The sequence below is a fragment of the Paraburkholderia sp. CNPSo 3274 genome, from assembly GCF_024206475.1.
Classification (GTDB): Bacteria; Pseudomonadota; Gammaproteobacteria; order Burkholderiales; family Burkholderiaceae; genus Paraburkholderia.
In genome coordinates this window covers 46,741-70,866 of record NZ_JAMBPR010000015.1, presented here as the reverse complement: position 1 = coordinate 70,866, position 24,126 = coordinate 46,741, and the positions used below count along the sequence as shown (strand labels likewise).

At 65.8% G+C, this 24,126-nt stretch carries 20 protein-coding genes, 2 pseudogenes and 1 riboswitch; of the genes and pseudogenes, 16 read left to right on the top strand and 6 right to left on the bottom strand.

The annotated features are described in order from the left end of the window. Positions 1–18 precede the first annotated feature (18 nt). Both dgoD and M3I54_RS12805 read left to right on the top strand, forming a co-directional pair. Positions 19–1,167, top strand: a complete 1,149-nt coding sequence (gene dgoD / locus M3I54_RS12810) for a galactonate dehydratase (protein WP_254336343.1) — start codon at positions 19–21, stop codon at positions 1,165–1,167. 284 nt (positions 1,168–1,451) lie between these two features. Continuing rightward, positions 1,452–1,751, top strand: a complete 300-nt coding sequence (locus M3I54_RS12805) for a hypothetical protein (protein ID WP_254336341.1) — start codon at positions 1,452–1,454, stop codon at positions 1,749–1,751. Positions 1,752–1,768: 17 nt separating this feature from the next. On the opposite strand, the gene M3I54_RS12800 is transcribed toward M3I54_RS12805, so the two are convergent. Next, positions 1,769–2,695, bottom strand: a complete 927-nt coding sequence (locus M3I54_RS12800) for a CopD family protein (protein ID WP_254336339.1) — start codon at positions 2,693–2,695, stop codon at positions 1,769–1,771. A gap of 631 nt (positions 2,696–3,326) precedes the next feature. Here M3I54_RS12800 and M3I54_RS12795 point away from each other — a divergent pair. The 4 genes from M3I54_RS12795 (at position 3,327) to M3I54_RS12780 (ending at position 8,148) form a co-directional block, all read left to right on the top strand. Next, positions 3,327–4,094 (top strand): c-type cytochrome, encoded by a 768-nt coding sequence (locus M3I54_RS12795; protein ID WP_254336336.1) that lies wholly within the window; start codon positions 3,327–3,329, stop codon positions 4,092–4,094. Positions 4,095–4,115: 21 nt separating this feature from the next. Further along, positions 4,116–5,411, top strand: coding sequence for a cytochrome c (locus M3I54_RS12790; RefSeq protein WP_254336334.1), 1,296 nt, complete (start codon positions 4,116–4,118; stop codon positions 5,409–5,411). A gap of 215 nt (positions 5,412–5,626) precedes the next feature. Continuing rightward, positions 5,627–6,247: a hemolysin III family protein gene (locus M3I54_RS12785; protein WP_254336332.1), complete on the top strand. Its 621-nt coding sequence runs from the start codon at positions 5,627–5,629 to the stop codon at positions 6,245–6,247. Between the two features lie 257 nt (positions 6,248–6,504). Further along, a complete protein-coding gene (locus M3I54_RS12780) occupies positions 6,505–8,148 on the top strand; it encodes a DEAD/DEAH box helicase (protein WP_254336330.1) in 1,644 nt (547 codons plus the stop codon). A gap of 66 nt (positions 8,149–8,214) precedes the next feature. On the opposite strand, the gene M3I54_RS12775 is transcribed toward M3I54_RS12780, so the two are convergent. Continuing rightward, the gene (locus M3I54_RS12775; RefSeq protein ID WP_309249604.1) at positions 8,215–9,048 is read right to left on the bottom strand and encodes a ferritin-like domain-containing protein; all 834 of its coding nucleotides are present in this window, start codon (positions 9,046–9,048) and stop codon (positions 8,215–8,217) included. A 630-nt stretch (positions 9,049–9,678) separates the two neighbouring features. Here M3I54_RS12775 and M3I54_RS12770 point away from each other — a divergent pair. Then, entirely contained in the window at positions 9,679–9,876 is a 198-nt protein-coding gene (locus M3I54_RS12770) for a hypothetical protein (protein WP_028205977.1), read from the top strand. 300 nt (positions 9,877–10,176) lie between these two features. On the opposite strand, the gene M3I54_RS12765 is transcribed toward M3I54_RS12770, so the two are convergent. Then, entirely contained in the window at positions 10,177–10,554 is a 378-nt protein-coding gene (locus tag M3I54_RS12765) for a hypothetical protein (protein ID WP_254336329.1), read from the bottom strand. Positions 10,555–10,762: 208 nt separating this feature from the next. Between M3I54_RS12765 and glpK the strand changes: the two genes are divergently transcribed. Both glpK and M3I54_RS12755 read left to right on the top strand, forming a co-directional pair. Next, entirely contained in the window at positions 10,763–12,298 is a 1,536-nt protein-coding gene (gene glpK / locus M3I54_RS12760; RefSeq protein ID WP_254336328.1) for a glycerol kinase GlpK, read from the top strand. A gap of 136 nt (positions 12,299–12,434) precedes the next feature. Continuing rightward, positions 12,435–13,121, top strand: coding sequence for an HAD family phosphatase (locus M3I54_RS12755; protein WP_254336327.1), 687 nt, complete (start codon positions 12,435–12,437; stop codon positions 13,119–13,121). Between the two features lie 110 nt (positions 13,122–13,231). Here M3I54_RS12755 and ribB read toward each other — a convergent pair whose 3' ends face one another. The 3 genes and pseudogenes from ribB to M3I54_RS12740 all read right to left on the bottom strand — a co-directional run. After that, positions 13,232–13,960, bottom strand: coding sequence for a 3,4-dihydroxy-2-butanone-4-phosphate synthase (gene ribB, locus M3I54_RS12750; RefSeq protein WP_254336325.1), 729 nt, complete (start codon positions 13,958–13,960; stop codon positions 13,232–13,234). Between the two features lie 164 nt (positions 13,961–14,124). After that, positions 14,125–14,298: riboswitch (FMN riboswitch) on the bottom strand. Positions 14,299–14,399: 101 nt separating this feature from the next. Beyond that, positions 14,400–15,131, bottom strand: a complete 732-nt coding sequence (locus tag M3I54_RS12745) for a helix-turn-helix domain-containing protein (protein WP_254336323.1) — start codon at positions 15,129–15,131, stop codon at positions 14,400–14,402. Positions 15,132–15,388: 257 nt separating this feature from the next. Beyond that, positions 15,389–16,144 (bottom strand): annotated as a pseudogene (locus M3I54_RS12740) (MFS transporter); the annotation flags it as partial. On the opposite strand from M3I54_RS12740, the pseudogene M3I54_RS12735 reads away from it, so the two are divergent. The 7 genes and pseudogenes from M3I54_RS12735 to lnt all read left to right on the top strand — a co-directional run. Next, positions 16,145–16,987 (top strand): annotated as a pseudogene (locus M3I54_RS12735) (substrate binding domain-containing protein); the annotation flags it as partial. A gap of 278 nt (positions 16,988–17,265) precedes the next feature. After that, positions 17,266–18,639 carry a tRNA (N6-isopentenyl adenosine(37)-C2)-methylthiotransferase MiaB gene (gene miaB / locus M3I54_RS12730; RefSeq protein WP_254336321.1) on the top strand — a complete coding sequence of 458 codons (1,374 nt, stop codon included), beginning with the start codon at positions 17,266–17,268 and terminating at the stop codon, positions 18,637–18,639. Positions 18,640–18,676: 37 nt separating this feature from the next. Further along, positions 18,677–19,810: a PhoH family protein gene (locus M3I54_RS12725; protein WP_254336319.1), complete on the top strand. Its 1,134-nt coding sequence runs from the start codon at positions 18,677–18,679 to the stop codon at positions 19,808–19,810. Positions 19,811–19,845: 35 nt separating this feature from the next. Next, positions 19,846–20,307: an rRNA maturation RNase YbeY gene (gene ybeY / locus M3I54_RS12720; protein ID WP_028205986.1), complete on the top strand. Its 462-nt coding sequence runs from the start codon at positions 19,846–19,848 to the stop codon at positions 20,305–20,307. 9 nt (positions 20,308–20,316) lie between these two features. Further along, on the top strand, positions 20,317–21,006 hold the full coding sequence (locus M3I54_RS12715; protein WP_254336316.1) for a gamma-glutamylcyclotransferase: 690 nt from the start codon (positions 20,317–20,319) through the stop codon (positions 21,004–21,006). Between the two features lie 208 nt (positions 21,007–21,214). Continuing rightward, a complete protein-coding gene (locus M3I54_RS12710; protein WP_254336315.1) occupies positions 21,215–22,108 on the top strand; it encodes an HlyC/CorC family transporter in 894 nt (297 codons plus the stop codon). A gap of 197 nt (positions 22,109–22,305) precedes the next feature. Then, positions 22,306–23,994 (top strand): apolipoprotein N-acyltransferase, encoded by a 1,689-nt coding sequence (lnt, locus tag M3I54_RS12705; RefSeq protein WP_254336312.1) that lies wholly within the window; start codon positions 22,306–22,308, stop codon positions 23,992–23,994. Positions 23,995–24,126 lie beyond the last annotated feature (132 nt).

Sequence of the window (24,126 nt, the reverse complement as noted above, 5' to 3'; positions counted from 1 at the left end):
AGGTCATGGAGACACCGCATGAAAATCACCAAGCTCGAAACCTTCGTCGTCCCGCCGCGCTGGCTCTTTCTGAAGATCGAAACGGACGAGGGGATCGTCGGCTGGGGCGAGCCGATCGTCGAAGGCCGCGCGCATACGGTGGCCGCCGCCGTCGATGAACTCGCTGACTACCTGATCGGCCGGGATCCGCTCCTCATCGAAGACCACTGGCAGGTGATGTATCGCGCGGGCTTCTACCGCGGCGGCCCGATCTCGATGAGCGCCATTGCCGGCGTCGATCAGGCGCTCTGGGACATCAAGGGCAAGCATCATGGCGTGCCCGTTCACGCGCTGCTCGGCGGCCAGGTGCGCGACAAGATCAAGGTGTATTCGTGGATTGGCGGCGACCGTCCGAGCGACGTCGCGAACAACGCGCGCGCCGTGGTCGAACGCGGCTTCAAGGCCGTGAAGATGAACGGCTCGGAAGAACTGCAGATCATCGACACCTTCGACAAGGTCCAGGGCGTCATCAACAACGTCGCGGCCGTGCGCGAGGCCGTGGGCCCGAACGTCGGCATTGGCGTGGACTTCCATGGCCGCGTGCACAAGCCCATGGCCAAGGTGCTCGCGAAGGAACTCGATCCGTTCAAGCTCATGTTCATCGAAGAGCCGGTCCTTTCGGAGAACGTCGAAGCGCTGCGCGACATCGTCAACCAGACGAGCACGCCGATCGCGCTGGGCGAGCGTCTGTATTCGCGCTGGGATTTCAAGCACATTCTCGCGGGCGGCTACGTCGACATCATTCAGCCCGACGCCTCGCACGCGGGCGGCATCACCGAGTGCCGCAAGATCGCCGCGATGGCCGAAGCCTATGACGTCGCGCTCGCGCTGCATTGCCCGCTCGGGCCGATCGCGCTCGCCACCTGCCTGCAGATCGACGCGGTGAGCTACAACGCGTTCATCCAGGAGCAGAGCCTCGGCATTCACTACAACAAGGGCAACGATTTGCTCGACTACATCAGGAATCCCGAAGTATTCAAGTATGAAGACGGCTTCGTCTCGATTCCGCAGGGCCCGGGTCTCGGCATCGACGTGAACGAGGAGAAGGTGCGCGAGATGGCGAAGACCGGTCACCGCTGGCGCAATCCGGTGTGGCGTCATGAAGATGGCAGCGTCGCCGAATGGTGATGCGCAAATGAACGCCGAAACGCGCGGCGTGCAACGTAACGTGACACGCCGGGCGCCGCGCGTTTCGGCGACGTAACATTTCGCGTGGCTTTGCGCGCTGATGCGCGCGCGCTCGCGAACCGCGCGAACGGCTTATGTCGTTTGCGCACACAGCCAGTTCATGGAAAGCCGCGCCGCGCAACGCGCGGCCATCATCGAACCCACGTGCCGCCCGCGAACGCCATCCACTGGCCTGCTCCTTGCTGATTCCTTTGCAACCCAACCCCGGTGTTGCAAAGGATTCCATGGACGCGTCGATTCCCGACTATCTGATCCGCGAACAAGCCGCCGTCGGCGCACTCGTTGCCTTCGGCTTCCTGCGCGTGCTTGCCGGCGCAGTCGCTTTCGCGCGCGGCTGGCGCATTGGCTGGGTCGAGTACCCCATGATCGGCGCCGCGGCGCTCTGGTGCGCGCCGCAACTCATCGCGCTGATCGCCAATTCTTCGTCGGTGGCCGCTCTCGCGGAACTCGAAGGCAGCGCCACGGGCTGCGCCATCGCCCTCTTCTTCGCACCGATCCTGAGTCACCGACTCGGCTACGAATAAGTTCCACCGACGACGTTTCAGCCCTGCAACACGTAGCCCGGCACGCTGCGCGCGAGCGCGGCCGCCGCCACCAGCACGCCAGTCATCACGATCGCTTCGAGATGGATCACGTTGACGAAACGGCGCGCCGCCGCTGTCGACGCCGCGCGCCGCAACTCGGGCATCGCCACGAGCCGGTTGAAGCCGCCCATTGCGAGCGCGAGCAGGACGAGCACAGCCTTGAGCATCAGCACGCGGCCCCAGGTGCTGCCGACGATGGCGTCGATCGAGCCGCCGCTGCCGCGCAGCGCGTCGAACACGCCCGTCGCGATCACGAAGCCGACCGCGAAGAACGCTACGTTCGAAATCTGCCCCGCCGTGCGGATCAGCACGCCACGCGCCGTCGATGCGCCGAGCGCCGGCAGCACGGCAAGTCCCCCCGCCATGACGATGCCGCTCCACGCGCTCGCACTAAGCAAATGGAGGGTATGCAGCCCGAGCGCGGCTGAGGCGAAGCCCGCATCGGCGGCATGGCCGAGCCCCGCGCGCCCCGCGGCGATGGCGACGAGCGCGAGCCACAGCACGCCGTCGCGCGCCACACTCGAAGCCGCGAACGCGCAGCCGAGCAACACGAGCGCGCCGGCGAACGCGACGGTCCACGCGTGGCCAACGTGCGTTTGCGAGAGCACCGTGCCGACCACGCCGAACGCGCTGGGCAACGGTTCGCCGCTGACCGACGCGCTCTCGTAAAGCATCCACATGATGAGCGCCGCCACGAGCACGAACGCCGCGGCACGCAGTGAGCGTTGCGCACGCAGCCATGCGAGGCGCGCGGGCGCGACGGCCGTGCGGCCGTCCTTGTCGAGCCATGCGCTATAGAACGCCGAGCCGAGCGCGAATGCGTAGGCAATGTTGACGATGGCCGCCATGGCGACCTGCCCGATCCAGAGCCAGTCAGCTTTCATCGGACCTCGCCCTCCCGCGTGTTGCGGATCGCACGGACGTCGCGCGAAGTGGATCGGTCGGCTTGATGCAACGATAGGGAAAGTGCAATTGGAGTCATCGAGACAAGTGGCTAGGAAACAACATGAAAACGGCAACAGCAGCACGCAGACGCATCACATCGCGCGTCCCGCAAGCGGGCCTGCTTCGATAGCCGCCGCGCCATTCGGTTCAATGCGGGTTCAATGCAGATTCGAAGCAGGTTCAACGCGCGTTCCATGCGCGAGCACCGAGCCGGGGCACGAGACCGAACGCGGCGGCGGCATGCGCCCGGCATGAGGTCATGCATGAACTCATGCATCGAGCGGCTCGCCGAGTGAGGCTCGGGTGCGGGACAACCCCGTGTCACCGATTGGCGAACAGGTGCAGAATCATAACCGGCACTGCCGCGACGATCAGCCGCAAGTACGTCACGGTGGCGCCTCGAAGCCATCGGAGGGCGCTTGTGGCGCTTGTGGCGCATGTGGCAAATGGTCACTATGCGTTCCCGATGCTAGAATCTGCTGCGTCGCCGCAGCGCGCACGGTCTTCTGCTTTCATCGCGCGCAGCCTAGAAGCCGGGCCGTTCGAAGCCTGGTCAGGTCCACGATAAAGATGGAGTTACGCGTGTCCCCAAGACGTATCTTCCGACCGCTCATTCCGCTCGTCGCGCCTCTGGCAGCAGCACTTTTGCTCGGGACGACCGGCGTTCTGAGCGCTGCGCATGCCCAGACGGCGGCCTCCGCGCCGCAGCCCAAGGCCCCGGACACGATCGCCTCACGCGTGCAGGGCTGCACCGCGTGCCATGGCTCGCACGGGCAGGGCACCGACAACGACTACTTCCCGCGTCTCGCCGGCAAACCGGCCGAGTACCTGTTCAACCAGCTAATGAACTTCCGCGAGGGGCGCCGCAAGTACCCTCCGATGAATTATCTGGTCACCTATCTCTCCGACGACTACCTGCACGAGATCGCGACGTTCTTCTCGCAGCAGCGGCCGCCCTACCCGCCGCCCGCGAAACCTTCGGTCGGCAGCGACACGCTCGCGCGCGGTCAGCAGATCGTCCTGCACGGCGACCCGGCCAAACAGGTGCCCGCCTGCGCGGCCTGCCACGGCGCAAAGCTCACCGGCATGGAGCCGGCCATTCCGGGTCTGGTCGGTCTGCACATGGATTACATCAGCGCGCAGATCGGCGCCTGGCGCTCGGGCTCGCGGCATGCGAAGGCGCCCGACTGCATGCATGAGATCGCCACGCGCCTCACCGACGAAGACGTGAACGCGGTCGCGGCCTGGCTCTCTACGCAGAGCGCGCCGCAGAACCCCGTGCCGGCGCCGGCTGGCTCACTCAAGACGCCGCTTGCCTGCGGCAGCGAACCGCAATAAGGCGCCGGGGAGACAGCCAATATGAACCGCAAGTCCCTGTTCGCACTTTCCGCCGTCGTCGTGGCCGCCGCCGCGGCTCTCGTCCCGGTGCTCTGGTCGGGCACTCACTATCTGCACAATGGCGCCGCGCAGGCCGCGACACCGGTCGACCAGGCCGATCTCATCAAGAAGGGCGAGTACCTCGCGCGCGCTGGCGACTGTATCGCCTGCCACACCGTGCGCGGCGGCCAGATGTTCGCGGGCGGCCTGCCGATGGCCACGCCGTTCGGCACGCTCTACACCCCCAACATCACGCCGGACGACCAGTACGGCATCGGCAAGTGGAGCGCCGACGACTTCTATCGCGCCATGCACACGGGCCGCTCGAAGGACGGCAGCCTGCTCTATCCGGCGTTCCCGTTCGCGAGCTACACCAAGGTCACGCGCGCCGACGCCGACGCGATCTTCGCCTATTTGCGCTCGGTCCCACCGGTCAACGTGCCTAGTCGCCCGCACGAGCTCAAGTTCCCGTTCAACAACCGCAACCTGCTGATCGGCTGGCGCACGCTGTTCTTCCGCGAAGGCGAATACAAGCCCGATCCGACCAAGTCGGTCGAATGGAACCGCGGCGCGTATCTCGTGGAAGGCCTCGGCCACTGCGGCATGTGCCACACCTCCATCAACGCCGTGGGCGGCCCGGTCAACTCGGCGGCCTTCGCGGGCGGCCTGATCCCGCTGCAAAACTGGTACGCGCCGTCGCTCACGGGCAGCGAAGGCGGCCTCGGCGACTGGGACATCAAGGACATCGCAAGCCTCTTGAAGACCGGCGTTTCCGAGCGCGGCGCCGTGTTTGGCCCGATGGCGGACGTGATCCACAACAGCCTGCAATACCTCTCGGACGACGACATCCACGCGATGGCCTCGTACCTGAAGACCATTCCGCAGAAGAAGGAAGCGCCCGAAACGATGCAGATGGAGACTTCGGAAGCGTTCGGTGGCGAACTCTTGCAGCAAGGTCAGAAGATCTACCATGACCAGTGTGCAAAGTGCCACGCGGAAAACGGTCTCGGCATGCCGCCGAACTTCCCGCCGCTTGCGAACAACCAGTCGATCCAGATGCATTCGGCCGTGAACCCGATCCGCATGGTGCTCAACGGCGGCTATCCGCCGAGCACGGGAGGCAATCCGCGCCCGTACGGCATGCCGCCGTTCGCGCAGGCGCTCTCGAACCAGGAGGTTGCGGCGGTGGTGACGTTCATCCGCATGTCCTGGGGCAACAAGGGCACGCCGGTGTCCCCGCAGCAGGTCGCGGACCTGCGGTCGTCTCCGCTCGACTGACGGCTGTTTGCTATAGTGACGGTTGCCTGATAAGGGCGCAGTCCGCAAAGCGCGGGCTGCGCCCTTCGCTATTTGGCGCCGGGCCGTGCGGTGAAGGCGGTTCCGTGGCCCGTCAGGCCTGGTTTTGAACGCCGCGGTCGAGCACGGCGCCGTACGGGGTGGAACAATGTTCCACCGGCGCGCGCTGCGCTCACGAAGAACAAGGAGTGGTCGTCATGCACGCCGGTGAGCGTCTGAACAGCATTACTCACCTCGTGGGCGCGATGTTGTCGGTAGCGGGGCTGGTCTCGCTCGTGACGCTCGCGGCGCTGGATCACGACGCGTATAAGGTCGTGAGCTTTGCGGTATACGGGGCGATGTTGTGCGCGCTGTACACGATCTCGACGCTGTATCACGGCGTGCGCGGCATACGCCTGAAGGCGGTGCTGCAAAAGTGCGACCATGCCGCGATCTATCTGCTCATCGCGGGAAGCTATACTCCGTTCGCGCTCGTGACGCTGCGCGGGCCCTGGGGCTGGTCGCTCTTCGGCGTGAGCTGGGGCCTCGCGGCCCTTGGCATCGTCCAGGAACTCACGCTCGGGCGGCGCACGAGAATGCTTTCGATGGTGCTCTACGTGGTGATGGGCTGGCTCGCGGTGGTGGCGGTTCGCCCGCTCATCGAAGCCTTGCCGGCCGCGGGCACCGCGTGGCTGCTGGCCGGCGGCGTCATTTACAGCGTCGGTATTTATTTTTTCGTCAATGACGAGCGCATCCGGCACGGACATGGAATCTGGCATCTGTTCGTGCTCGCCGGGAGCGTCTGTCAATTCGTGAGCGTCGCGCGCTACGTCGCGTGACGCGTCAATGGGAAGACATCGCACGGCCGCCGCAGTGTCCGCGGCCGCACGATGCAACTTAACGCCAGACGACGGGTCTTGATAGACCCGTCCGTTCCATGAAGAAAAAACGCGGCGCGCGCACTGGCGCGCCCTCCGAACAACGCGAAGAAGCGGCTTCACCGGGCGCATTTGAACCCGGCAACACCGCTTTGGCGGCGCAGCGCGCCTTCGGGCCGCGAAGCGCCGCCCGCGCTACTGCAATACAACAGGTGTTTATGTCTTTCGATTCTCTCGGCTTGTCCGAACCGCTGGTCCGCGCAGTCAACGAACTTGGGTACAGCACGCCCACGCCTATCCAGGCACAAGCGATTCCGGCCGTGCTCGGCGGCGGCGACCTCCTTGCCGGCGCGCAAACCGGCACCGGCAAGACCGCCGGCTTCACGCTGCCGATCCTGCAACGCCTCACGGACATGGCGCCGGCAGCAGGTGGCAAGCGCGTGGTGCGCGCGCTGATCCTCACGCCCACGCGCGAGCTCGCCGCGCAGGTCGAAGAGAGCGTGCGCGCCTACGGCAAGTATCTGAAGCTCAAGTCCACGGTGATGTTCGGCGGCGTGGGCATCAATCCGCAGATCGACGCGCTCAGGCGCGGCGTGGATATCGTGGTCGCGACGCCGGGGCGCCTGCTCGATCACATGCAGCAAAAGACGATCGATCTTTCGCAGCTCGAGATTCTCGTGCTCGACGAAGCCGACCGCATGCTCGACATGGGCTTCATCCACGACATCAAGCGCGTGCTCGCGAAGCTCCCGCCCAAGCGCCAGAACCTGCTCTTCTCGGCCACCTTCGCCGACGAGATCAAGGCGCTCGCCGACAACCTGCTCGACTCGCCGGCGCTCATCGAAGTCGCGCGCCGCAACACCACGGCCGAAACCGTGGCGCAGAAGATCTATCCCGTCGATCGCGACCGCAAGCGCGACCTGCTCACGCACCTGATCCGCCAGCACAACTGGTTTCAGGTGCTCGTGTTCACGCGCACCAAGCACGGCGCGAACCGCCTCGCCGAGCAGCTCACGAAGGACGGCATCAGCGCGCTCGCAATTCACGGCAACAAGAGCCAGTCGGCACGCACGCGCGCTTTGAGCGAGTTCAAGGACGCCACGCTGCAGGTTCTCGTCGCCACCGACATCGCCGCACGCGGGATCGATATCGACCAGCTTCCGCACGTCGTCAACTACGATCTGCCGAACGTGCCCGAGGACTACGTGCACCGCATCGGCCGCACCGGCCGCGCGGGCGCGACGGGCGAAGCCGTGTCGCTCGTGTGCGTGGACGAGCATCAACTGCTCAAGGACATCGAGAAGCTCATCAAGCGCGCGGTGCCCCAGGAGATCATTCCGGGCTTCGAGCCGGACCCGAACGCGAAGCCTGAGCCGATCCAGCGCCGCAGCCAGCCGCAAGGCCGCTCTCCGCGCCAGGGACAAGGCCCTGGCCGCGGTGCGTCGAATGGCGTGAATGCCACGAACGGCCGGCCCGCGCAGGCGCGTGAATCGCGCGAATCGCGTGAATCGCGCGGCGGTAATCGTGAAGGTGGCCGTGAAGGTGGCCGTGAAGGTGGCCGCGAAAGCAACCGCGCGCACGCAGCCAGCGGAGGCGGCAACGGCGGCCAGCGCCCGGCCAAGGCGGCCTCGAACGGCGGCGGCGTGCGCACCGCCAAGCCCGTGAAACAGCAAGGCGCGAATCACGGCGCTCAAGGCGCGCGCGGCGAGCATACGCGTCGCGAAAGCCAGCGCGGCGTTTCGCATGAGAGCACACTGGGCCGCCCGCAACAACGCAAGCCGCAAGGCAACCCGGGCGCGCTGCTCGGCGGCCGCCCAGGCGGCAATTCGCGCCGCGACGGCAACGGCCAGCGCAATCGCTGATCTTCGCGTCCAGAAACGAAAAAGCCCGCTCTAGCAGCGGGCTTTTTGTTTTCGCGCGCCGATGTCTTAGCGGAAGAAGACGTGTTGCGTGATCTTTGCGAGCGGATAGTGCACGCCCGGCCGGATCTTCGCGGGCAAGTTGAGCGGCTTGAGCAGCATCTTCACGCACATGTCGGCGGAAAGATTGTGGCGCACCAGCTTGTTCACGCGTGCGGTGAGTTCGCGGCTATAGGCCTCGTCGCGCACGCGGTCGGGGTAGCGGCCCGCATACACATGGCGCAGCGCGATCTCGGAATCCTCGTTCCTGATCTCGATCACGCGGCGCATGAGCGCACCGAGTACGGCGAGACGCCCGTGCCCTTCTATCTGGTTGTACTTCTTGAAATAGCGGAAAAAGTGCTTGTAGTGGCGCACTTCGTCGCTGCGAATGTTGGCGGTGATTTCCTTGAGCACGGGCTCATCCGAACACTCGCCGATCGCGCGGTAAAGCGTGGCGGTGCCGGTTTCGACCACGCAGCGCGCGACCATTTCGAGCGCTCGCGTTTTCTCGAACTCCTCGAACGAACAGGTCGTCGAATACTCTTCGATGAAAGTCTGAAACGCCGCGTCCCAATCGAACTCGGGCCACACGTACTGGATGTACGTCTTCAGCGCGCGCCCATGCTGAAGTTCCTCGGGCTCCCATTCGCGGTTGAGCCACTCGGAGACCTCGGGGTCGCCGTTGAAAAACACGTTCAGGTTGCTGGTGTAGAGGTCGGAACCGCTTTCAATGAACGAAGAGGCGGCGAGGAGCAGCATCAGGTCTTCGTTGGCGGCGGCACGTTGACGGTCGATACGTGTGAGATCGATGTCTTCGATGCGCCAGGGCATCACATGGCGAGGCTCGTTGTCGTTACGCATTGTGTCCTACTCCCGAAGCGGCGTTTTACGCTCACGACGCGCGGCGCTCGGCCGGAAGCCAGAGGCCCGGCGAACTGCGCCAGTCACGCGCGGCGAACGATTCCAGCCATCCCTATTTCCATCTTAGCTGTACTTTTGCGTAGCTGCAGTCACAAAGCACAGACCGGGCCCGGGTCCCACAGTTCCAGAAATAGACGACTTCTCCGCATTACGTCATGTGACGCTCGCAGGCCGAGACGCAGACGGAATACCCGCGTGACTATCGCGCGCTCGATGCGTAGCGTATCGAACCGGAGTCGCACGCTGCGTGCCGCGGTGCGGTACAAACTTCAAGTGATTTCGCGAATCTGGACGGCTCGCACCACCGCTGCGTGCGTGCTCGAATGTCAAAGGGAATATTTTCGGGGCGTGGTTTGTACAACGCAGCGGCGTTGACTACACTCCAGTTCCCCGAGGCAGATCCCGGGCTGGATGCCGTTTTGGCCGCGCACAGGCGGTCCGGGCGGCCGGTCCCTCCGGCCAGTCGATCTGCACCGTCGCAGGCTTTCGCTCATACCACCGCATTCTTGTCGCTGCGCCGCCCTGCGGGCCGCAACCGGCGACCTCTGATGCGGCAACACGGAGAGAACGATGCTGAGTCCGCATGAATTCGCCACCCTGCTGCTAGTACAGGACGCCCCCAACCAGCTCGACATGGAGCGAGAAGAACTGGACGCCTTGCTCGAACGACAGCTCGTCCAACTGGAGCGCCTCGCATCCGGCCTTCAGCAATGGCGACTAACCGAAATCGGCGACTCTGCGTTGCGCGCCATCAAACGGTGTTCGTAGTCTGATCCCGCGGGCCGAGCACCCGCGCGGCCACAGGCTCCATTGCCCTTTATCGATTTGCGCGGACGCATGGATCGTCCGCCAGCCCGGCTTGTCGGGCACGTCCCCGATGCAGGCGCACGGCAGTAGACGTACGCGCCTGCAGTGCATGGTCACGCGGACCCGCGCGCTTCATGCCCGCGTGACCATTTTTTTGCGCGCTCGCCCTTGCGCGCGGCGCGTGTTCGTTCGCGCCATGCATGCCGGGCACTCGTGCCTCCTTGCGCGCGGGCGCGCGCACCCTGCCGCGGCACTATTCGCCTACCCGGCCCGCAGCGTGGGGTCGACCGCCGCCCGCCAGCTCAGCGCCTGCGCGCGCTGTGTATTGAGGAAGTTCACCCACTCAACTCGCGCCTCCCCGTTGCCGCTCTTGCCGAGCGCGGTGTATTGCTGCGCGAGTTGGGCCTGAAAGCCGCAAAACTGGTCCTGGGGCAGCCTGCCGCGCCGATTGGCGACCCATGCGTCGAAAATGGCCGCGTAGACGCCCGGCGCATACACACCGAAATCGACCGCCTGGCCGCCGCACATCTGCTGCAAAGCGGCGAGCGACGGTGCGCGCCCCCCGCCTTCCGGGCCCGGCGGCGCACCCACGCACCCCGCGAGCAGCACGGCCGCACCGATCATTGCAATTCCACGCATGATTGCCTCGTTGTCGTTTTCGACTGTTTGGAACGACTGGATCCCGACTTGGTTATTGTCGCACCGCGCCGCGCGAGCGACACCGTGGCGGTTCGGCCAAGTCGAGCGCAAATCGCTTTCCGGCTATGCTGGGTTCGACGCCACGCGCCTCATTGCGCGCCGGTCGCCGCAATGCCTACCGCTGCGCACCATCCAGGGAGACAGCACGATGCCTCCGTCGCACGCCGAGTCGTATATCCTCGCGCTGGACCAGGGCACGACGAGCTCACGCGCCCTGCTGCTCGAGCGCAGCGGCGCAATCGTTGCGCTCGCGCAGAAGGAATTCGCGCAACGCTACCCGCGGCCCGGCTGGGTCGAGCACGACCCTCGCGACATCTGGTCGAGCCAGGCAGGCGTCGCGGCGGAGGCGCTCACGCGCGCGGGCGTCGGGGCCGCCGCGATTGCGGGCATCGGCATCACGAACCAGCGCGAAACGACCATCGTGTGGGACCGTGCAACGGGTCAGCCCGTGTATAACGCCATCGTCTGGCAGGACCGCCGCACGGCCGGCTATTGCGATGAACTGAAAGCGCGCGGCCTCGAGCCGATGGTGCGCGCGAAAACCGGCCTGCCGATCGACGCCTACTTTTCGGCCACGAAAATCCGCTGGATTCTCGAGCATGTCGAGGGCGCGCGCGAAAAAGCGCGCGCGGGTCGGCTCGCGTTCGGCACCGTGGACACCTGGCTGCTGTGGCACTTAACGCACGGCGCGCTGCACGCCACCGACGTCACCAATGCCGCGCGAACAATGCTCTTCGACATCCGCACGCTGCGCTGGGACGACGACCTGCTCGCGCTCTTCGAGATTCCGCGCAGCATGCTGCCGGAGGTCCGTTCGTCGTCGGAGGTCTATGCGCGCACGGCGGCGTCGCTCTTCGCAGCCGAAATCCCGCTTGCCGGCGTGGCCGGCGACCAGCATGCGGCGCTCTTCGGACAAATGTGCATACGTCCCGGCATGGTGAAGAACACCTACGGCACCGGCTGCTTTCTCGTGATGAACACCGGCGCACAGCCTGTCGAGTCGAGCCACAACCTCGTCACGACCATCGCGTGGCAAGCGCTCGGGCAAACGCAATACGCGCTGGAGGGCAGCATCTTTATCGCGGGCGCGGTAGTGCAATGGCTGCGCGACGGGCTCGGCATCATTCGCAGCGCAGCGGAAATCGAACCGCTCGCGGCCAGCGTGCCGCACAGCGACGGCGTGTACCTCGTGCCCGCGTTCGCCGGCCTCGGCGCGCCGCACTGGAACGCGCACGCGCGCGGCACGCTGTTCGGGCTCACGCGAGGCACGACCGCGGCGCATATCGCACGCGCGGCGCTCGACTCGATTGCCTATCAGTCGTTCGACGTGCTCGCCGCCATGGAGGCCGATTCCGGTATGCGTGTGAACGAACTGCGCGTGGATGGCGGCGCCAGCGCGAACGATCTGCTCATGCAGTTCCAGGCCGATCTGCTGGGCGTGAATGTATTGCGGCCGCGCTCGAGCGAAAGCACCGCGCTGGGCGCGGGATATCTGGCTGGGCTCGCGGTAGGGTTCTGGCGCGATATCGACGAACTCCAGCAGTATTGGAGCCTCGAGCGGCGCTTCACGCCCTCGTTGCCGCGCGACGATGCGGCACGGCGCGTGGCCGGCTGGCAGCGCGCGATTGACGCGGCAAAAGCGTGGGCCGACGCCGGCAAGGCAAACGCCGTGGACGACGCTTGAGCCTCGCAGGCCGCGAGTGCGCTGCGTGCAAAAAGCAAAAGCACGTATGATTGGGGGGTTTCCACCTTCCCGCCTGCCTGGCTCAGGCGCGCGCAGCGGCCCGTTGCCGCGCGCCGCCCGGCCTCTCGTTTCACGCATGATCGACCATCTCATCTGCGACTGTGACGGCGTGCTCGTCGACAGCGAAGTCATCGCCGACCGCGTTCTGTTCGAAACGCTCAGCAGCACCTTTCCCGGCATCGATTTTCACGCCGCCGTGAATGCGGCGTTCGGCCAGCAGACCTCGCGCTTTCTCGCCGACGTCGCCGAACGCTTCAACCTCACGATGCCCGAGGACTTTCTCGAGACCATCGAACATCGTTGCGAAGCCGCCATTGCCGAGTCGGTGAGCCCGATCAACGGCGTGCGCGACGCCTTGCACCAGGTGACGCTTCCTGCCGCCGTCGTTTCGAACAGCCGGCTCACACGCGTGCACGCTTCGGTGCGGCGCGCCGGGCTCGACACGATCTTCGGCGAGCGCATCTTCAGCGCCGAGCAGGTCGCGCGGCCCAAGCCTTATCCGGATGTGTACCTGCACGCTGCGAAGCAACTCGGCGTGGAGCCGACGCGCTGCATCGTCGTCGAAGACAGCATTTCGGGTTTGAACGCGGCGCGCGCGGCAGGCATGAAGACGATTGCGTTCGTGGGCGCGAGCCACATTCCTGCGGGCTACGCCGACGTGCTGCGCGAGATGGGCATTACGCGCCTCATGGCGCACATGGAAGAACTGCCGGCGCTCGTCGAGGCCGGTGTGCGCGGCGAATTCGGCGACGTGCAGTCGTAAGGCTGCGCGCCCCACAGTCGCGCCGACCGCACAAGCCTCATACGCCGCAATGAAAACGAGACGTGGCGCCCATCGGCGCCACGTCCCTCACGCCGCTACTTCAGCGCGCCTCACGCCGGCTCGGCGCAGCGCTCGCGCGCCACGGCGAGCGACTCGCGAAACGCCACGAGCTCGGCAATCGAGAGCACCGGCAGATCGTGCAGCTTTGCGAAGTCGTCGACCTGCTTGCCGCGCGCCATGGTGCCATCCGGGTTCATCAGCTCGCACAGCACGCCGGCGGGCGCGAGGCCCGCGAGCACCGCCAGATCGACGGTGCCTTCGGTATGGCCGCGGCGCGCCAGCACGCCGCCCTTCTGCGCGCGCAGCGGGAACACGTGGCCAGGGCGCACGATATCGGCAGGCTTCGCGTTCGGGGCAATCGCGGCGCGGATCGTCGTCACGCGGTCGGCGGCCGAAACGCCCGTGCTCACCCCGTCGCGCGCTTCGATCGAGACCGTGAACGCGGTGCGGTTGCGGCTCTCGTTGTGGGCCACCATCGGCGGCAGTTCGAGCGCGCGCACTTTTTCGTCGGACAGACACAGGCACACGATGCCGCTGCATTCGCGGATGAAAAGCGCCATCGTTTCGGGCGTGAGGCGTTCGGCGGCGACGATCAGATCGGCCTCGTCCTCGCGGTCGTGGTCGTCCTGCAGCACGACCGGGCGGCCTTCGCGCATGGCTTGTAACGCGGCGGCAATGCGCGGCGGCACCGGCTCGGAATCGATGAACGGGAGATCGGCGGCGGCGTCGAGCGGCGCGCCGTGGGATGCAGCGAGAGTGGTACTGGCAGTAAGGGACATGTGAAACGCTCCTCGCGAGAGTTGGGCGAAAAACGTTTCAGGGCATTGCAAACAGACAGGATTCCCCGGCACACGTCATTCGGCAGGGATGCGGCGCGCCCCAAAAATGGGGACGCACGCACATCGGCCGAAACGCCGCGGCGGATGGGCAAACATGACCATCTGCACATCTTCTTTCATCCGGACTATGACCGTCGGCTCTGGCTTCGCACCAGATCTGCTGACCCTGCGCACGACACAATGAGGCTCGCGCAGGCGCTCGCGGGCTCGTCGACCTTGCCTTGCGGCGCGGCCGGCATACCGCCGGTGGGGAATTTCACCCCGCCCTGAAGACGCACTGATTACCGGTTCAACCGGCGGGCAAAGGATACAACAGGCTGCGCAACTGTGCAGCGCGAAAAAGTACGACTAGACAATTTTCTCGAAGATGCGACGCGGCTCATGCCGGCTGCGCCGCCACGGCTGCGACCGTCTCGGCCGTTCTGACCGCTTCGACGGCCGATGCCGCTTCGCCGCCAGCCGGTGCGGCTGGCACGTCCCAGCGCGGCGGCGTCTCGGCGTTGAGCGTGACGCGAAACACGCGCGCCTCGGTGTCGCCTGGGTTGCGCAGGCTGTGCGGCTGGTCGGCGTCGAATACGATCGCGTCGCCGGTTGCGAGCAGTTGGCGTCGCTCGTGCACGCTCACTTCGAGCGTGCCCTCGCTCACCACGAGGTTCACCGTCGTGCCGGGCAGGCGGCGCACGCCGGGCTCGGTGTGCAGCGGCGCGATGCGCAGTTCGTGGAATTCGGCGGCGGAGGGCTCCCCTTCCGGATAGAGCGCGCGCGCCGAATAACGCCCGTCGGCGGAAACGAGGCGCGACGCGCGCTCGGCGGGCAAATGCTCGAAGCCGTTCACGGCATGCCGCCGCAGGAAGGCCGAAACCGAGACCTTGAGCGCCGCCGCCACCTTGCACAGCACCTTGATCGACGGCACGCTGCGCGCCGACTCGACTTGAGCGAGCATCGCACGCGAGACACCCGAGGCGCGTGCGAGCGCATCGAGCGAAAGCTGGCGTTCGGCGCGCAGCCGGGCGAGGTTCACACCCACGAGATGCTCCAGCGTCTCGCAAGATCCTTCGGTGTGCGCAATATTGGGCTGTGCATCGCGGACGAGCGCGAGAGGTGAATGCATGGCTGCCTCCAGGCGCGCCGCGTCATTGCGGCGCAAGAGCATGAATGGAGGCAAGACTAGCATCGCAACTTGCCGCGCCCAACGAAGTTATCTTCACACTGTTATCAGTATTGCAGAGCGCGAATCCAGCATTGCTTTCGCGCCCTGTGCATAAGGCGCATTGCCTTCTGCACGGCCTTGCACATGGACCTCATCCCGCGCTCACGTATTCTGCCGCGCCGCCACGCGCGCATCGCGCAGCGGTACGGCGCGCGTGTCGTGCCGCGCCGCGCCGCCGCCCATGTGAGCACGAGCGCCGCCACCGAAACGGCCGCGGCCACCCACGGCAGCGAGTCGAGCGCCACACCGTGCGCAATGGCGAGACCCCCCATCCACGCGCCCATTGCGTTACCCACGTTGAACGCGCCGATATTCAACGTCGAAGCGAGATTCGGCGCCGCTGCAGCCTTCGCGACCACACGCATCTGCAACGGCGGCACGGTCGCGAACGCGGCGATGCCCCACACGAATACGGTAATCGCGGCGGGCCACATGGCGTGGCTCGTCTTCGTGAAGATGGCCATGACCACGGCGAGCATCACAAGAATGCCCATGAGCGAAGGCATCAGCGCGTGGTCCGCGAGCTTGCCGCCCAGTGTGTTGCCGAGCGTCAGGCCCACGCCGAACAGCACGAGCATCAGCGTCACGCCGCGCGGCGAGAAGCCGCCCACCTGTTCGAGAATCGGCGCGATGTAGGTGAACACGACGAACACGCCGCCAAAGCCCAGCACCGTCATGCCGAGCGCGAGCCGCACCTGCGGGTCGCGCAGCACGCGCACTTCGTGGCGGAGCCCGGCCGGGCCGCTGTCGTGATGGTTGGGCACCAGAGCCGTCACGCCGATCAGCGAAATCACGCCAAAGCCGCTCACGATCCAGAACGCCACGCGCCAGCCGAACTGCTGGCCAAAGGCTGTGCCGAAGGGCACGCCCAGCACGGTGGCAAGCGTGAGCCCCGTGAACATCAGTGCGATGGTCTTTTCGACCGCACCACCCGCCAGCTGCGCCTTACCGACGAAGGCCGCCTCTACCTCACCTGCAGCGAGCACGCGCTGCGCTCGCTCGACGACGCCAAGGCGGCCTTGCAGGAGGGCCAGAACGCGGTGCGCGGCAAGCTGCGTATTTCGGCGACGTCGGATTTCGGCCGCAATTTGCTGATGACCTGGCTCGACGAATTCCGCGCCCTTTATCCCGAGGTGCGTTTCGCGCTGATGCTGACCGATTCGCTCTCGAATCTCGTGCTCGAAGACATCGATCTCGCGATCCGCTTCGGCACGCCGCAAGACAGTTCGCTCGTGGCGCGTTGGCTAGCGCCGAACCGCCGCGTGCTGTGCGCCTCGCCCGACTACCTCGCGCGCTGTGGCGAGCCGCAGGAGCCGAACGATCTGGCCCGATTCGACTGCATCGTGATCGGCTCGGCGGCAGGGCCGGTGAACGAATGGCGCTTCACGCGCGGCGGCGAATCGCAGACCGAAACGCAGACCTATACGGTGCCGCTCGACGGCGCGCTCGAATCCACGGATGGCGAAGTGGTGCGCCAGTGGGCGCTGTGCGGCTATGGCCTCGCGGTGAAGTCGATCTGGGATGTCGCGGACGATCTGCGCGCCGGGCGGCTCAAGACCGTGATGCCCGAGTGGCGCTACCCCGACGCGCCGCTGCACGCGCTCTATCACCGCAACCGCTTTCTCGCGCCGCGCGTGCGGGCGCTGCTCGATTTCCTCACCGAGCGTTTCGCGCAGACTTCGGGCGAACTGGAGGCGCTCGTCCCCTGCACGGATCCAGCCGTTGCGACGCAAAGCCGAAGACGCAAACGGATATAATGGTGGATTGCGCAGATAGCGATCCGCAGCCGCATCCGCATTGGTAAATATTGGCAAATGCGGCGCCGGCAAAAAGAAGTGAAAAGCAACGCGGAACGTCCCAAGTTGCCAAACGCGCATGGCCAGAAACAGGATGCCGAAGCCGTCTCACGGCCGACTTCGCCGCACCCCGATTCAGCCCCTTAAAACACCGTAGTCCTGACGTGCAGACCGTGCATCACGCGCGTGCATCAAGCGGACGACGCCCCCAGGTCAACCACTGCGAACGGCGAAACCCGATGACCAAGAAAGTTTATGTAAAGACCTTTGGCTGCCAGATGAACGAGTACGACTCCGACAAGATGGTCGACGTACTCGGCGCCGCCGAAGGCCTCGTGAAGACCGATACCCCCGAAGACGCGGACGTCATTCTCTTCAACACCTGCTCGGTGCGCGAAAAGGCGCAGGAGAAGGTCTTCTCCGACCTCGGCCGCGTGCGCGAGCTGAAGGCAGCGAACCCGAACCTGCTGATCGGTGTAGGCGGTTGTGTGGCGAGCCAGGAAGGCGCCGCGATCGTCGCGCGCGCGCCGTATGTGGACCTCGTGTTCGGTCCGCAAACGCTGCACCGCCTGCCGCAGATGATCGACGCGCGCCGCGCCTCGGGCCGCGCGCAGGTGGACATCAGCTTCCCCGAAATCGAGAAGTTCGACCATCTGCCGCCCGCGCGCGTGGAAGGCCCGAGCGCGTTCGTCTCGATCATGGAAGGCTGCTCGAAATACTGCAGCTACTGCGTCGTGCCCTATACGCGCGGCGAGGAAGTCTCGCGTCCGCTCGACGACGTGCTCACTGAAATCGCGGGCCTCGCCGACCAGGGCGTGCGTGAAGTCACGCTGCTTGGCCAGAACGTGAACGCCTATCGTGGCGCTTTGACGGCCGGCGCGCACGATGTCGCGGACTTCGCCACGTTGATCGAATACGTCGCCGAAATCCCTGGCATCGAGCGCATCCGCTATACGACTTCGCACCCGAAGGAATTCACGCAGCGCCTGATCGACACCTACGCGAAGGTGCCCAAGCTCGTGAGCCACCTGCATCTGCCGGTGCAGCACGGTTCGGACCGCGTGCTCATGGCGATGAAGCGTGGCTACACCGTGCTCGAGTACAAGTCGATCATCCGCAAGCTGCGCGCGATCCGCCCGGACCTGTCGCTCTCCACGGACTTCATCGTCGGCTTCCCAGGCGAGACCGAAGAGGACTTCGAGAAGATGATGGCGCTCGTCGAAGAGATGAGCTACGACACGAGCTTCTCGTTCATCTACAGCCCGCGCCCTGGCACGCCCGCCGCGAATCTCGAAGACGACACGCCGCGCGAGGTCAAGCTCAAGCGCCTGCAGCACCTGCAGGCCACGATCGAAGAGAACGTGGCGCGCATCAGCCAGTCGATGGTTGGCCGAGTCGAGCGCATTCTCGTGGAAGGCCCTTCGCGCAAGGACCCGAGCGAACTCTCGGGCCGCACGCAGAACAACCGTGTGGTGAACTTCCCGGCGCCGCTCGCTTCGCATGCTCGCCTGATCGGCCAGATGATCGACGTGAAGATCAACCACGCGTACCCGCACTCGCTGCGCGGCGAACTCGTGCTCGCGCACGAAGACGCTTCGACGCTTGCGCATTAATCAGCGCATCCCAGGAATTCAGGAGTTCAGAGACACCTTGAAGCCCAATCAGCAGCATCTGGAATTCACCGCGCCGCGCGACGACAACGCGCGGCTCGCCAACCTCTGCGGCCCGCTCGACGAAAACCTGCGGCAGATCGAGCAGGCGCTCGACGTGACGCTCGCGCGGCGCGGCCATCGCATCACCATTCGCGGGCGTGGCGCCAAGCTGGCGCTCGCGGCGCTCGAGAACTTCTACAACCGGGCGCGCGATCCGCTCTCCGTCGACGACATTCAGTTGGCGCTCGTCGAAGCCCGGCACCCCGTCAACTTCGGCAGCAATTCGGCGAACGATCCGCGCGGCAATGGCAGCGGCGGCGTGCGCGGCAATGTGAACGGTGGCAACAGCGGCGGCAATGACGCCGCCGAAATCGACCCGCGTTTTCGCGGCGACCCCGATCATCCGTTCGACGAGCCCGCGCGCGAAGGCGTCGACGTCGAGGAACTGGGCCCGAAGCTCTACACGCGCCGCGCCGACCTGCGCGGCCGCACGCCCGCGCAGCGCGAGTATCTGAAGCAGATCATCTCGCACGACGTGACATTCGGTATCGGGCCCGCGGGCACCGGCAAGACCTATCTCGCCGTGGCCTGCGCCGTGGACGCGCTCGAGCGCGACCAGGTCAAGCGCATCGTGCTCACGCGTCCGGCCGTGGAAGCGGGCGAGCGTCTGGGCTTCCTGCCCGGCGATCTGTCGCAGAAGGTCGATCCGTATCTGCGTCCGCTGTACGACGCGCTTTACGATCTGCTCGGCTTCGACAAGACCGCGAAGATGTTCGAGCGCCAGATGATCGAAATCGCGCCGCTCGCCTACATGCGCGGGCGCACGCTCAATCACGCGTTCATCATTCTCGACGAGGCGCAGAACACCACGCCCGAGCAGATGAAGATGTTCCTCACGCGTATCGGCTTCGGCTCGAAGGCGGTCGTGACCGGCGACACCACGCAGATCGACTTGCCGCGCGGCCACAAGAGCGGCCTGATCGAGGCGCAGCATGTGCTGAAGGACGTGCGCGGCATCGCCGTCACGCACTTCACGAGTGCGGACGTGGTGCGCCATCCGCTCGTCGCGCGTATCGTCGAGGCTTATGACGCGCATTCGAAAAAGGATGAGGGCGTTGGCGACGCGCGCTAACGCCGCCGCCTGCGTCGTTTCACAGCTTTAGCCCCATGCCCCGCGCACCGAAACTCAAACTGACCGTGCAGTTCCCCGCCGCGAAGGCGTTCCCCGAGCACAAGGCCGCGCTGCCGCGCGCCACCGTGGCGGCGTGGCTCAAGGCCGCGCTCTTCGCGGACGCGGAACTGGCCGTGCGCTTCGTCGATGCCGAGGAAGGCCGCACGCTCAACCGCACTTATCGCGGCAAGGACTACGCGACCAACGTGCTCACCTTCGCCTATGCGGAGAGCGAGGACGATCCGGTCACGGGCGATCTGATCCTGTGCTGCCCTGTAGTGGAAAAGGAAGCCGCCGAGCAGGGCAAACCGCTCGCCGCGCACTACGCGCATCTGCTCGTGCACGGCGCGCTGCACGCGCAGGGTTACGATCACGAAGACGAGACCGAAGCCGAAGAGATGGAAGGCATCGAGACCGAGGTGCTCAACTCGCTGGGCTTTCCGGATCCGTACAAGTAAGTCCCCGCCATGAACGACAAACGCACGCCCGATTTCGCCGAACCCTCAGCACTGCCCGAGGCGGGCGATGCGAGCGTGCCCTGCCCCGGCTACCCGCCGGCGCTCGGCGAGTCGCGGCTCCTGAGCGAAGACGAGTTGCGTGCCTCGCTCGCCTGCACGCTGAAAGTGAATGGCTGGGACGGCGCGAACGACATCTGGCTCTTCGGCTATGGCTCGCTGATCTGGAACCCGGGGCTGCCCACCGTCGAGAACGTGCGTTCGCGCGTGCACGGCTACCATCGCGGGCTTTACCTGTGGTCGCGCGTGAACCGCGGCACGCCCGAGCAGCCCGGTCTCGTGCTCGCGCTCGACCGCGGCGGCTCGTGCGCGGGCGTCGCGTTCCGTCTTGCGGCCGAAGGCGTGATGCCGCACCTCGAAGCGCTCTGGCGCCGCGAGATGCCGATGGGCTCGTACCGCCCTGCCTGGCTGCCCTGCGTGCTCGCAGACGGCCGCCGCGTCGCCGCGCTCGCATTCGTCATGCGGCGCGATGTGGCGTCGTACACCGGCAAGCTTTCCGAAGCCACGGTGCGCACCGTGTTCGGCTGCGCGTCTGGCCGCTACGGCACGACGCTCGACTACGTGCGCCGCACCGTCGATGCACTGCGCGAGAGCGGCATGCGCGACCGCGCGCTGGAGCGGTTGCTCGCGCGCTGCGCTTGAGGTTGCGCTTATAGCGTTGACCAAACGGCGGTTCGCGTAACGGCACGCCGCTTTTTCGTCCACCGGGCGGCCACGCCGCATCTGCGTTAGGATTGATCTGCCGGTGTATGCCCTGCGTGTGGCATTACACGGTCGCGCCACAGGCATGTTGTATCCTTAACCCTCCGCAACAGCGCGCCCTGCCCCAAGCGGCAAAGGGCGCACCACCATGAACGACTCTTATCCCAGTCGACGCCAGACCGACAAACCGCAGGAAAAGCGCTCCCTGCTCGAGCGGCTGACCGACTTCATCTCGCCCGAGCCCGACTCTCGCAGCGAGCTTCTCGAAATCCTCCAGGACGCGCACGCGCGCAACTTGATCGACGCCGATTCGCTTTCGATGATCGAAGGCGTGTTCCAGGTGTCCGAGCTTTGCGCGCGCGACATCATGATCCCGCGCGCCCAGATGGACGCGATCAACATCGCCGAAAGTCCTGACGAATTCATTCCGTTCGTGCTGGAGAAAGCGCACTCGCGCTACCCCGTGTACGACGGCAACCGCGACAACGTGATCGGCGTGCTGCTCGCGAAAGACCTGCTGCGCTACTACGCCCAAGAGGAATTCGACGTGCGCGGCATGCTGCGCCCGGCCGTGTTCATCCCCGAGTCCAAGCGCCTGAACGTGCTGCTGCACGACTTTCGCCAGAACCGCAATCACATCGCCATCGTCGTGGACGAATACGGCGGCGTTGCCGGTCTCATCACGATCGAGGACGTGCTGGAGCAGATCGTGGGCGACATCGAGGACGAGTACGACTTCGACGAGGAAAGCGGCAACATCATCGCCTCGCCCGATGGGCGGTTCCGCGTGCGCGCGCTCACCGAAATCGAGCAGTTCAACGACGCGTTCGGCACCCATTACTCCGACGAGGAAGTCGATACGATCGGCGGCTTCGTCACGAATCACTTCGGGCACGTGCCGCATCGCGGGGAGAAGGTGCGCATCGACGACCTGATCTTCGAGGTGCTGCGCACCGACGCACGCCAGGTTCACATGCTGCTGGTGCAGCGCGACCCGATGGCAGGACAGCGCGAAGCCGCGCTGCAGCCGCCGGGCACCTGACGAAACGCGAGCGCGCCTCCCATGCGCAGACGACGCCAGCCTTCGGGCTGGCGTTTTTGCTTCGAGCACTGAGAAGCTCTGATCCGTCCCCAGGAGCGCGTCCCGGTAGCGACGCACGAAAGTGCTATCGTTGCGCTCGTCGCGCAATCCGCGCTCGCGCTTTTCAGCGCACATTCCATCGCATTCCACAGCACCGCATGGCCGAACCGATCGATACCCGCACGCGCACCGAGGCGCGCGCGACCGAAACCACCAACGGCGCCGCGCGCCGCGCGCTGCCCTTCTGGCACTATCTCGCCGCCGCCGCGCTGGGCGCGCTCAACACGCTGTCATTCGCGCCCACGCCGCACGGCGGCTGGCTCGCCATTGCGATCTTTGCGCTGTTCTACTTCTGGCTCACGCGCACCACCGGCTGGAAGAGCGCGCTCTTCACGGGCTGGGCGTTCGGCTTTGGCAACTTCGTGAGCGGCGTGTGGTGGCTCTATGTGAGCATGCACTTCTACGGCGGCATGCCCGCGGTGCTCGCGGGCGCGGCGCTCGTGCTGTTCTCGCTGTACCTCGGTGTGTATCCGGCGCTCGCCTCACTCATCTGGTCGTTTTGCGCGGGACATGCGAAGAATGGACGCAGCGGCGAGTTGCCGTTCTCGCCCACGTGGCACGGCGCCTTCGCATTCGCGAGTGCGTGGGCGCTCGGTGAATGGGCGCGCGGCTATGTATTCACCGGCTTTCCCTGGCTTTCGAGCGGCTACGCGCAAGTGGACGGTCCGCTCGCCGGTTTTGCGCCGATCGTGGGCGTGTATGGCGTGGGCTGGGTGCTCGCGCTCGTCGCAGCGCTCATCGCGCAGGCGGTTTTGCGTGCGCGCGACATGAAGGGGTATGGCGCGTCACCGCGGCGCGGCGCGGTGGCGACGCCGGCGCTCCTCGCTGTCGCCGTGATCGCAGCCGGCCTGCTGCTCTCGCTCGTCTCGTGGACGCAACCTTCCGGGACTCCGCTCAACGTGCGGCTGCTGCAAGGCAACGTCAAGCAGGACATGAAGTTCTCCGAGCAGGGCACGATCGACGCGCTCAACGAGTTCCAGAAGCTGATTACCGACAAGCCCGCCGATCTCGTCGTCACGCCCGAAACCGCGGTTCCGGTGCTCGTGCAGGAAATTCCCCAGAAGTTCGGCCGCGATATCCGCGCGTTCGCCGACGGCACGAACACGGCCATCCTGTTTGGCGCAGTGGGCGGCACGATCACGTCCGACGGGCGCGTGATCGACTACACCAACAGCCTCTTCGGCATCACGCCGGGCCAGAACGGCCTCTATCGCTACGACAAGCATCACCTCGTGCCGTTCGGCGAATTCGTGCCCTGGGGCTTCCGCTGGTTCGTCAATCTCATGAACATCCCGCTCGGCGACTTCGCGCGCGGGGCTCCCGTGCAGCCGCCCTTCCGCGTGCACGGTGAACTCGTGGCCGTGAACATCTGCTATGAGGATATCTTTGGCGAGGAGGTCGCGCGCACCGTGCGCGAGAGCCCGACCTCGCCGGGCATCCTGATCAATTCGACGAACCTCGCGTGGTTCGGCGACACCATCGCGCTCGACCAGCATCTGCAGATCGCGCGCATGCGCTCACTCGAAACCGGCCGCCCGATGCTGCGCGCGACCAACACGGGCGCGACGGCCGCCATCGACGCGAAAGGCCGCGTGATCGCGCGTTTGCCCACGTTCACGGTGGGCTCGCTCGACGTGAAGGTGGAAGGCACGAGCGGCTTCACGCCCTACGTGACGAGCGGCAACAACACGGTGATTGCCATTTCGTTGCTGCTGCTGGCGCTCGGCTTTGCGTTCGGACCGGCCTTCAAGGGCGCGAAGAAACCAAAGCCTACGAACGGAAAATAAGCCGCCCGCGACGACCCGCTGACGACGCAACTACACCGCTGCCGGCCGCCCGAACCCCGTCCAGGTTTCAAGGCTCCGGCAATCCGGTAAAATTCAATGTTTTAGCACCTGGCCGCCTCCCGGCCCGGGCCA

Bases quoted from the DNA above. Each gene is read 5' to 3' on its own strand.
- dgoD (WP_254336343.1), top strand. From the start codon at position 19: ATGAAAATCACCAAGCTCGAAACCTTCGTCGTCCCGCCGCGCTGGCTC.
- M3I54_RS12805 (WP_254336341.1), top strand. From the start codon at position 1,452: ATGGACGCGTCGATTCCCGACTATCTGATCCGCGAACAAGCCGCCGTC.
- M3I54_RS12800 (WP_254336339.1), bottom strand. From the start codon at position 2,695: ATGAAAGCTGACTGGCTCTGGATCGGGCAGGTCGCCATGGCGGCCATC.
- M3I54_RS12795 (WP_254336336.1), top strand. From the start codon at position 3,327: ATGGAGTTACGCGTGTCCCCAAGACGTATCTTCCGACCGCTCATTCCG.
- M3I54_RS12790 (WP_254336334.1), top strand. From the start codon at position 4,116: ATGAACCGCAAGTCCCTGTTCGCACTTTCCGCCGTCGTCGTGGCCGCC.
- M3I54_RS12785 (WP_254336332.1), top strand. From the start codon at position 5,627: ATGCACGCCGGTGAGCGTCTGAACAGCATTACTCACCTCGTGGGCGCG.
- M3I54_RS12780 (WP_254336330.1), top strand. From the start codon at position 6,505: ATGTCTTTCGATTCTCTCGGCTTGTCCGAACCGCTGGTCCGCGCAGTC.
- M3I54_RS12775 (WP_309249604.1), bottom strand. From the start codon at position 9,048: ATGCGTAACGACAACGAGCCTCGCCATGTGATGCCCTGGCGCATCGAA.
- M3I54_RS12770 (WP_028205977.1), top strand. From the start codon at position 9,679: ATGCTGAGTCCGCATGAATTCGCCACCCTGCTGCTAGTACAGGACGCC.
- M3I54_RS12765 (WP_254336329.1), bottom strand. From the start codon at position 10,554: ATGCGTGGAATTGCAATGATCGGTGCGGCCGTGCTGCTCGCGGGGTGC.
- glpK (WP_254336328.1), top strand. From the start codon at position 10,763: ATGCCTCCGTCGCACGCCGAGTCGTATATCCTCGCGCTGGACCAGGGC.
- M3I54_RS12755 (WP_254336327.1), top strand. From the start codon at position 12,435: ATGATCGACCATCTCATCTGCGACTGTGACGGCGTGCTCGTCGACAGC.
- ribB (WP_254336325.1), bottom strand. From the start codon at position 13,960: ATGTCCCTTACTGCCAGTACCACTCTCGCTGCATCCCACGGCGCGCCG.
- M3I54_RS12745 (WP_254336323.1), bottom strand. From the start codon at position 15,131: ATGCATTCACCTCTCGCGCTCGTCCGCGATGCACAGCCCAATATTGCG.
- miaB (WP_254336321.1), top strand. From the start codon at position 17,266: ATGACCAAGAAAGTTTATGTAAAGACCTTTGGCTGCCAGATGAACGAG.
- ybeY (WP_028205986.1), top strand. From the start codon at position 19,846: ATGCCCCGCGCACCGAAACTCAAACTGACCGTGCAGTTCCCCGCCGCG.
- M3I54_RS12715 (WP_254336316.1), top strand. From the start codon at position 20,317: ATGAACGACAAACGCACGCCCGATTTCGCCGAACCCTCAGCACTGCCC.
- M3I54_RS12710 (WP_254336315.1), top strand. From the start codon at position 21,215: ATGAACGACTCTTATCCCAGTCGACGCCAGACCGACAAACCGCAGGAA.
- lnt (WP_254336312.1), top strand. From the start codon at position 22,306: ATGGCCGAACCGATCGATACCCGCACGCGCACCGAGGCGCGCGCGACC.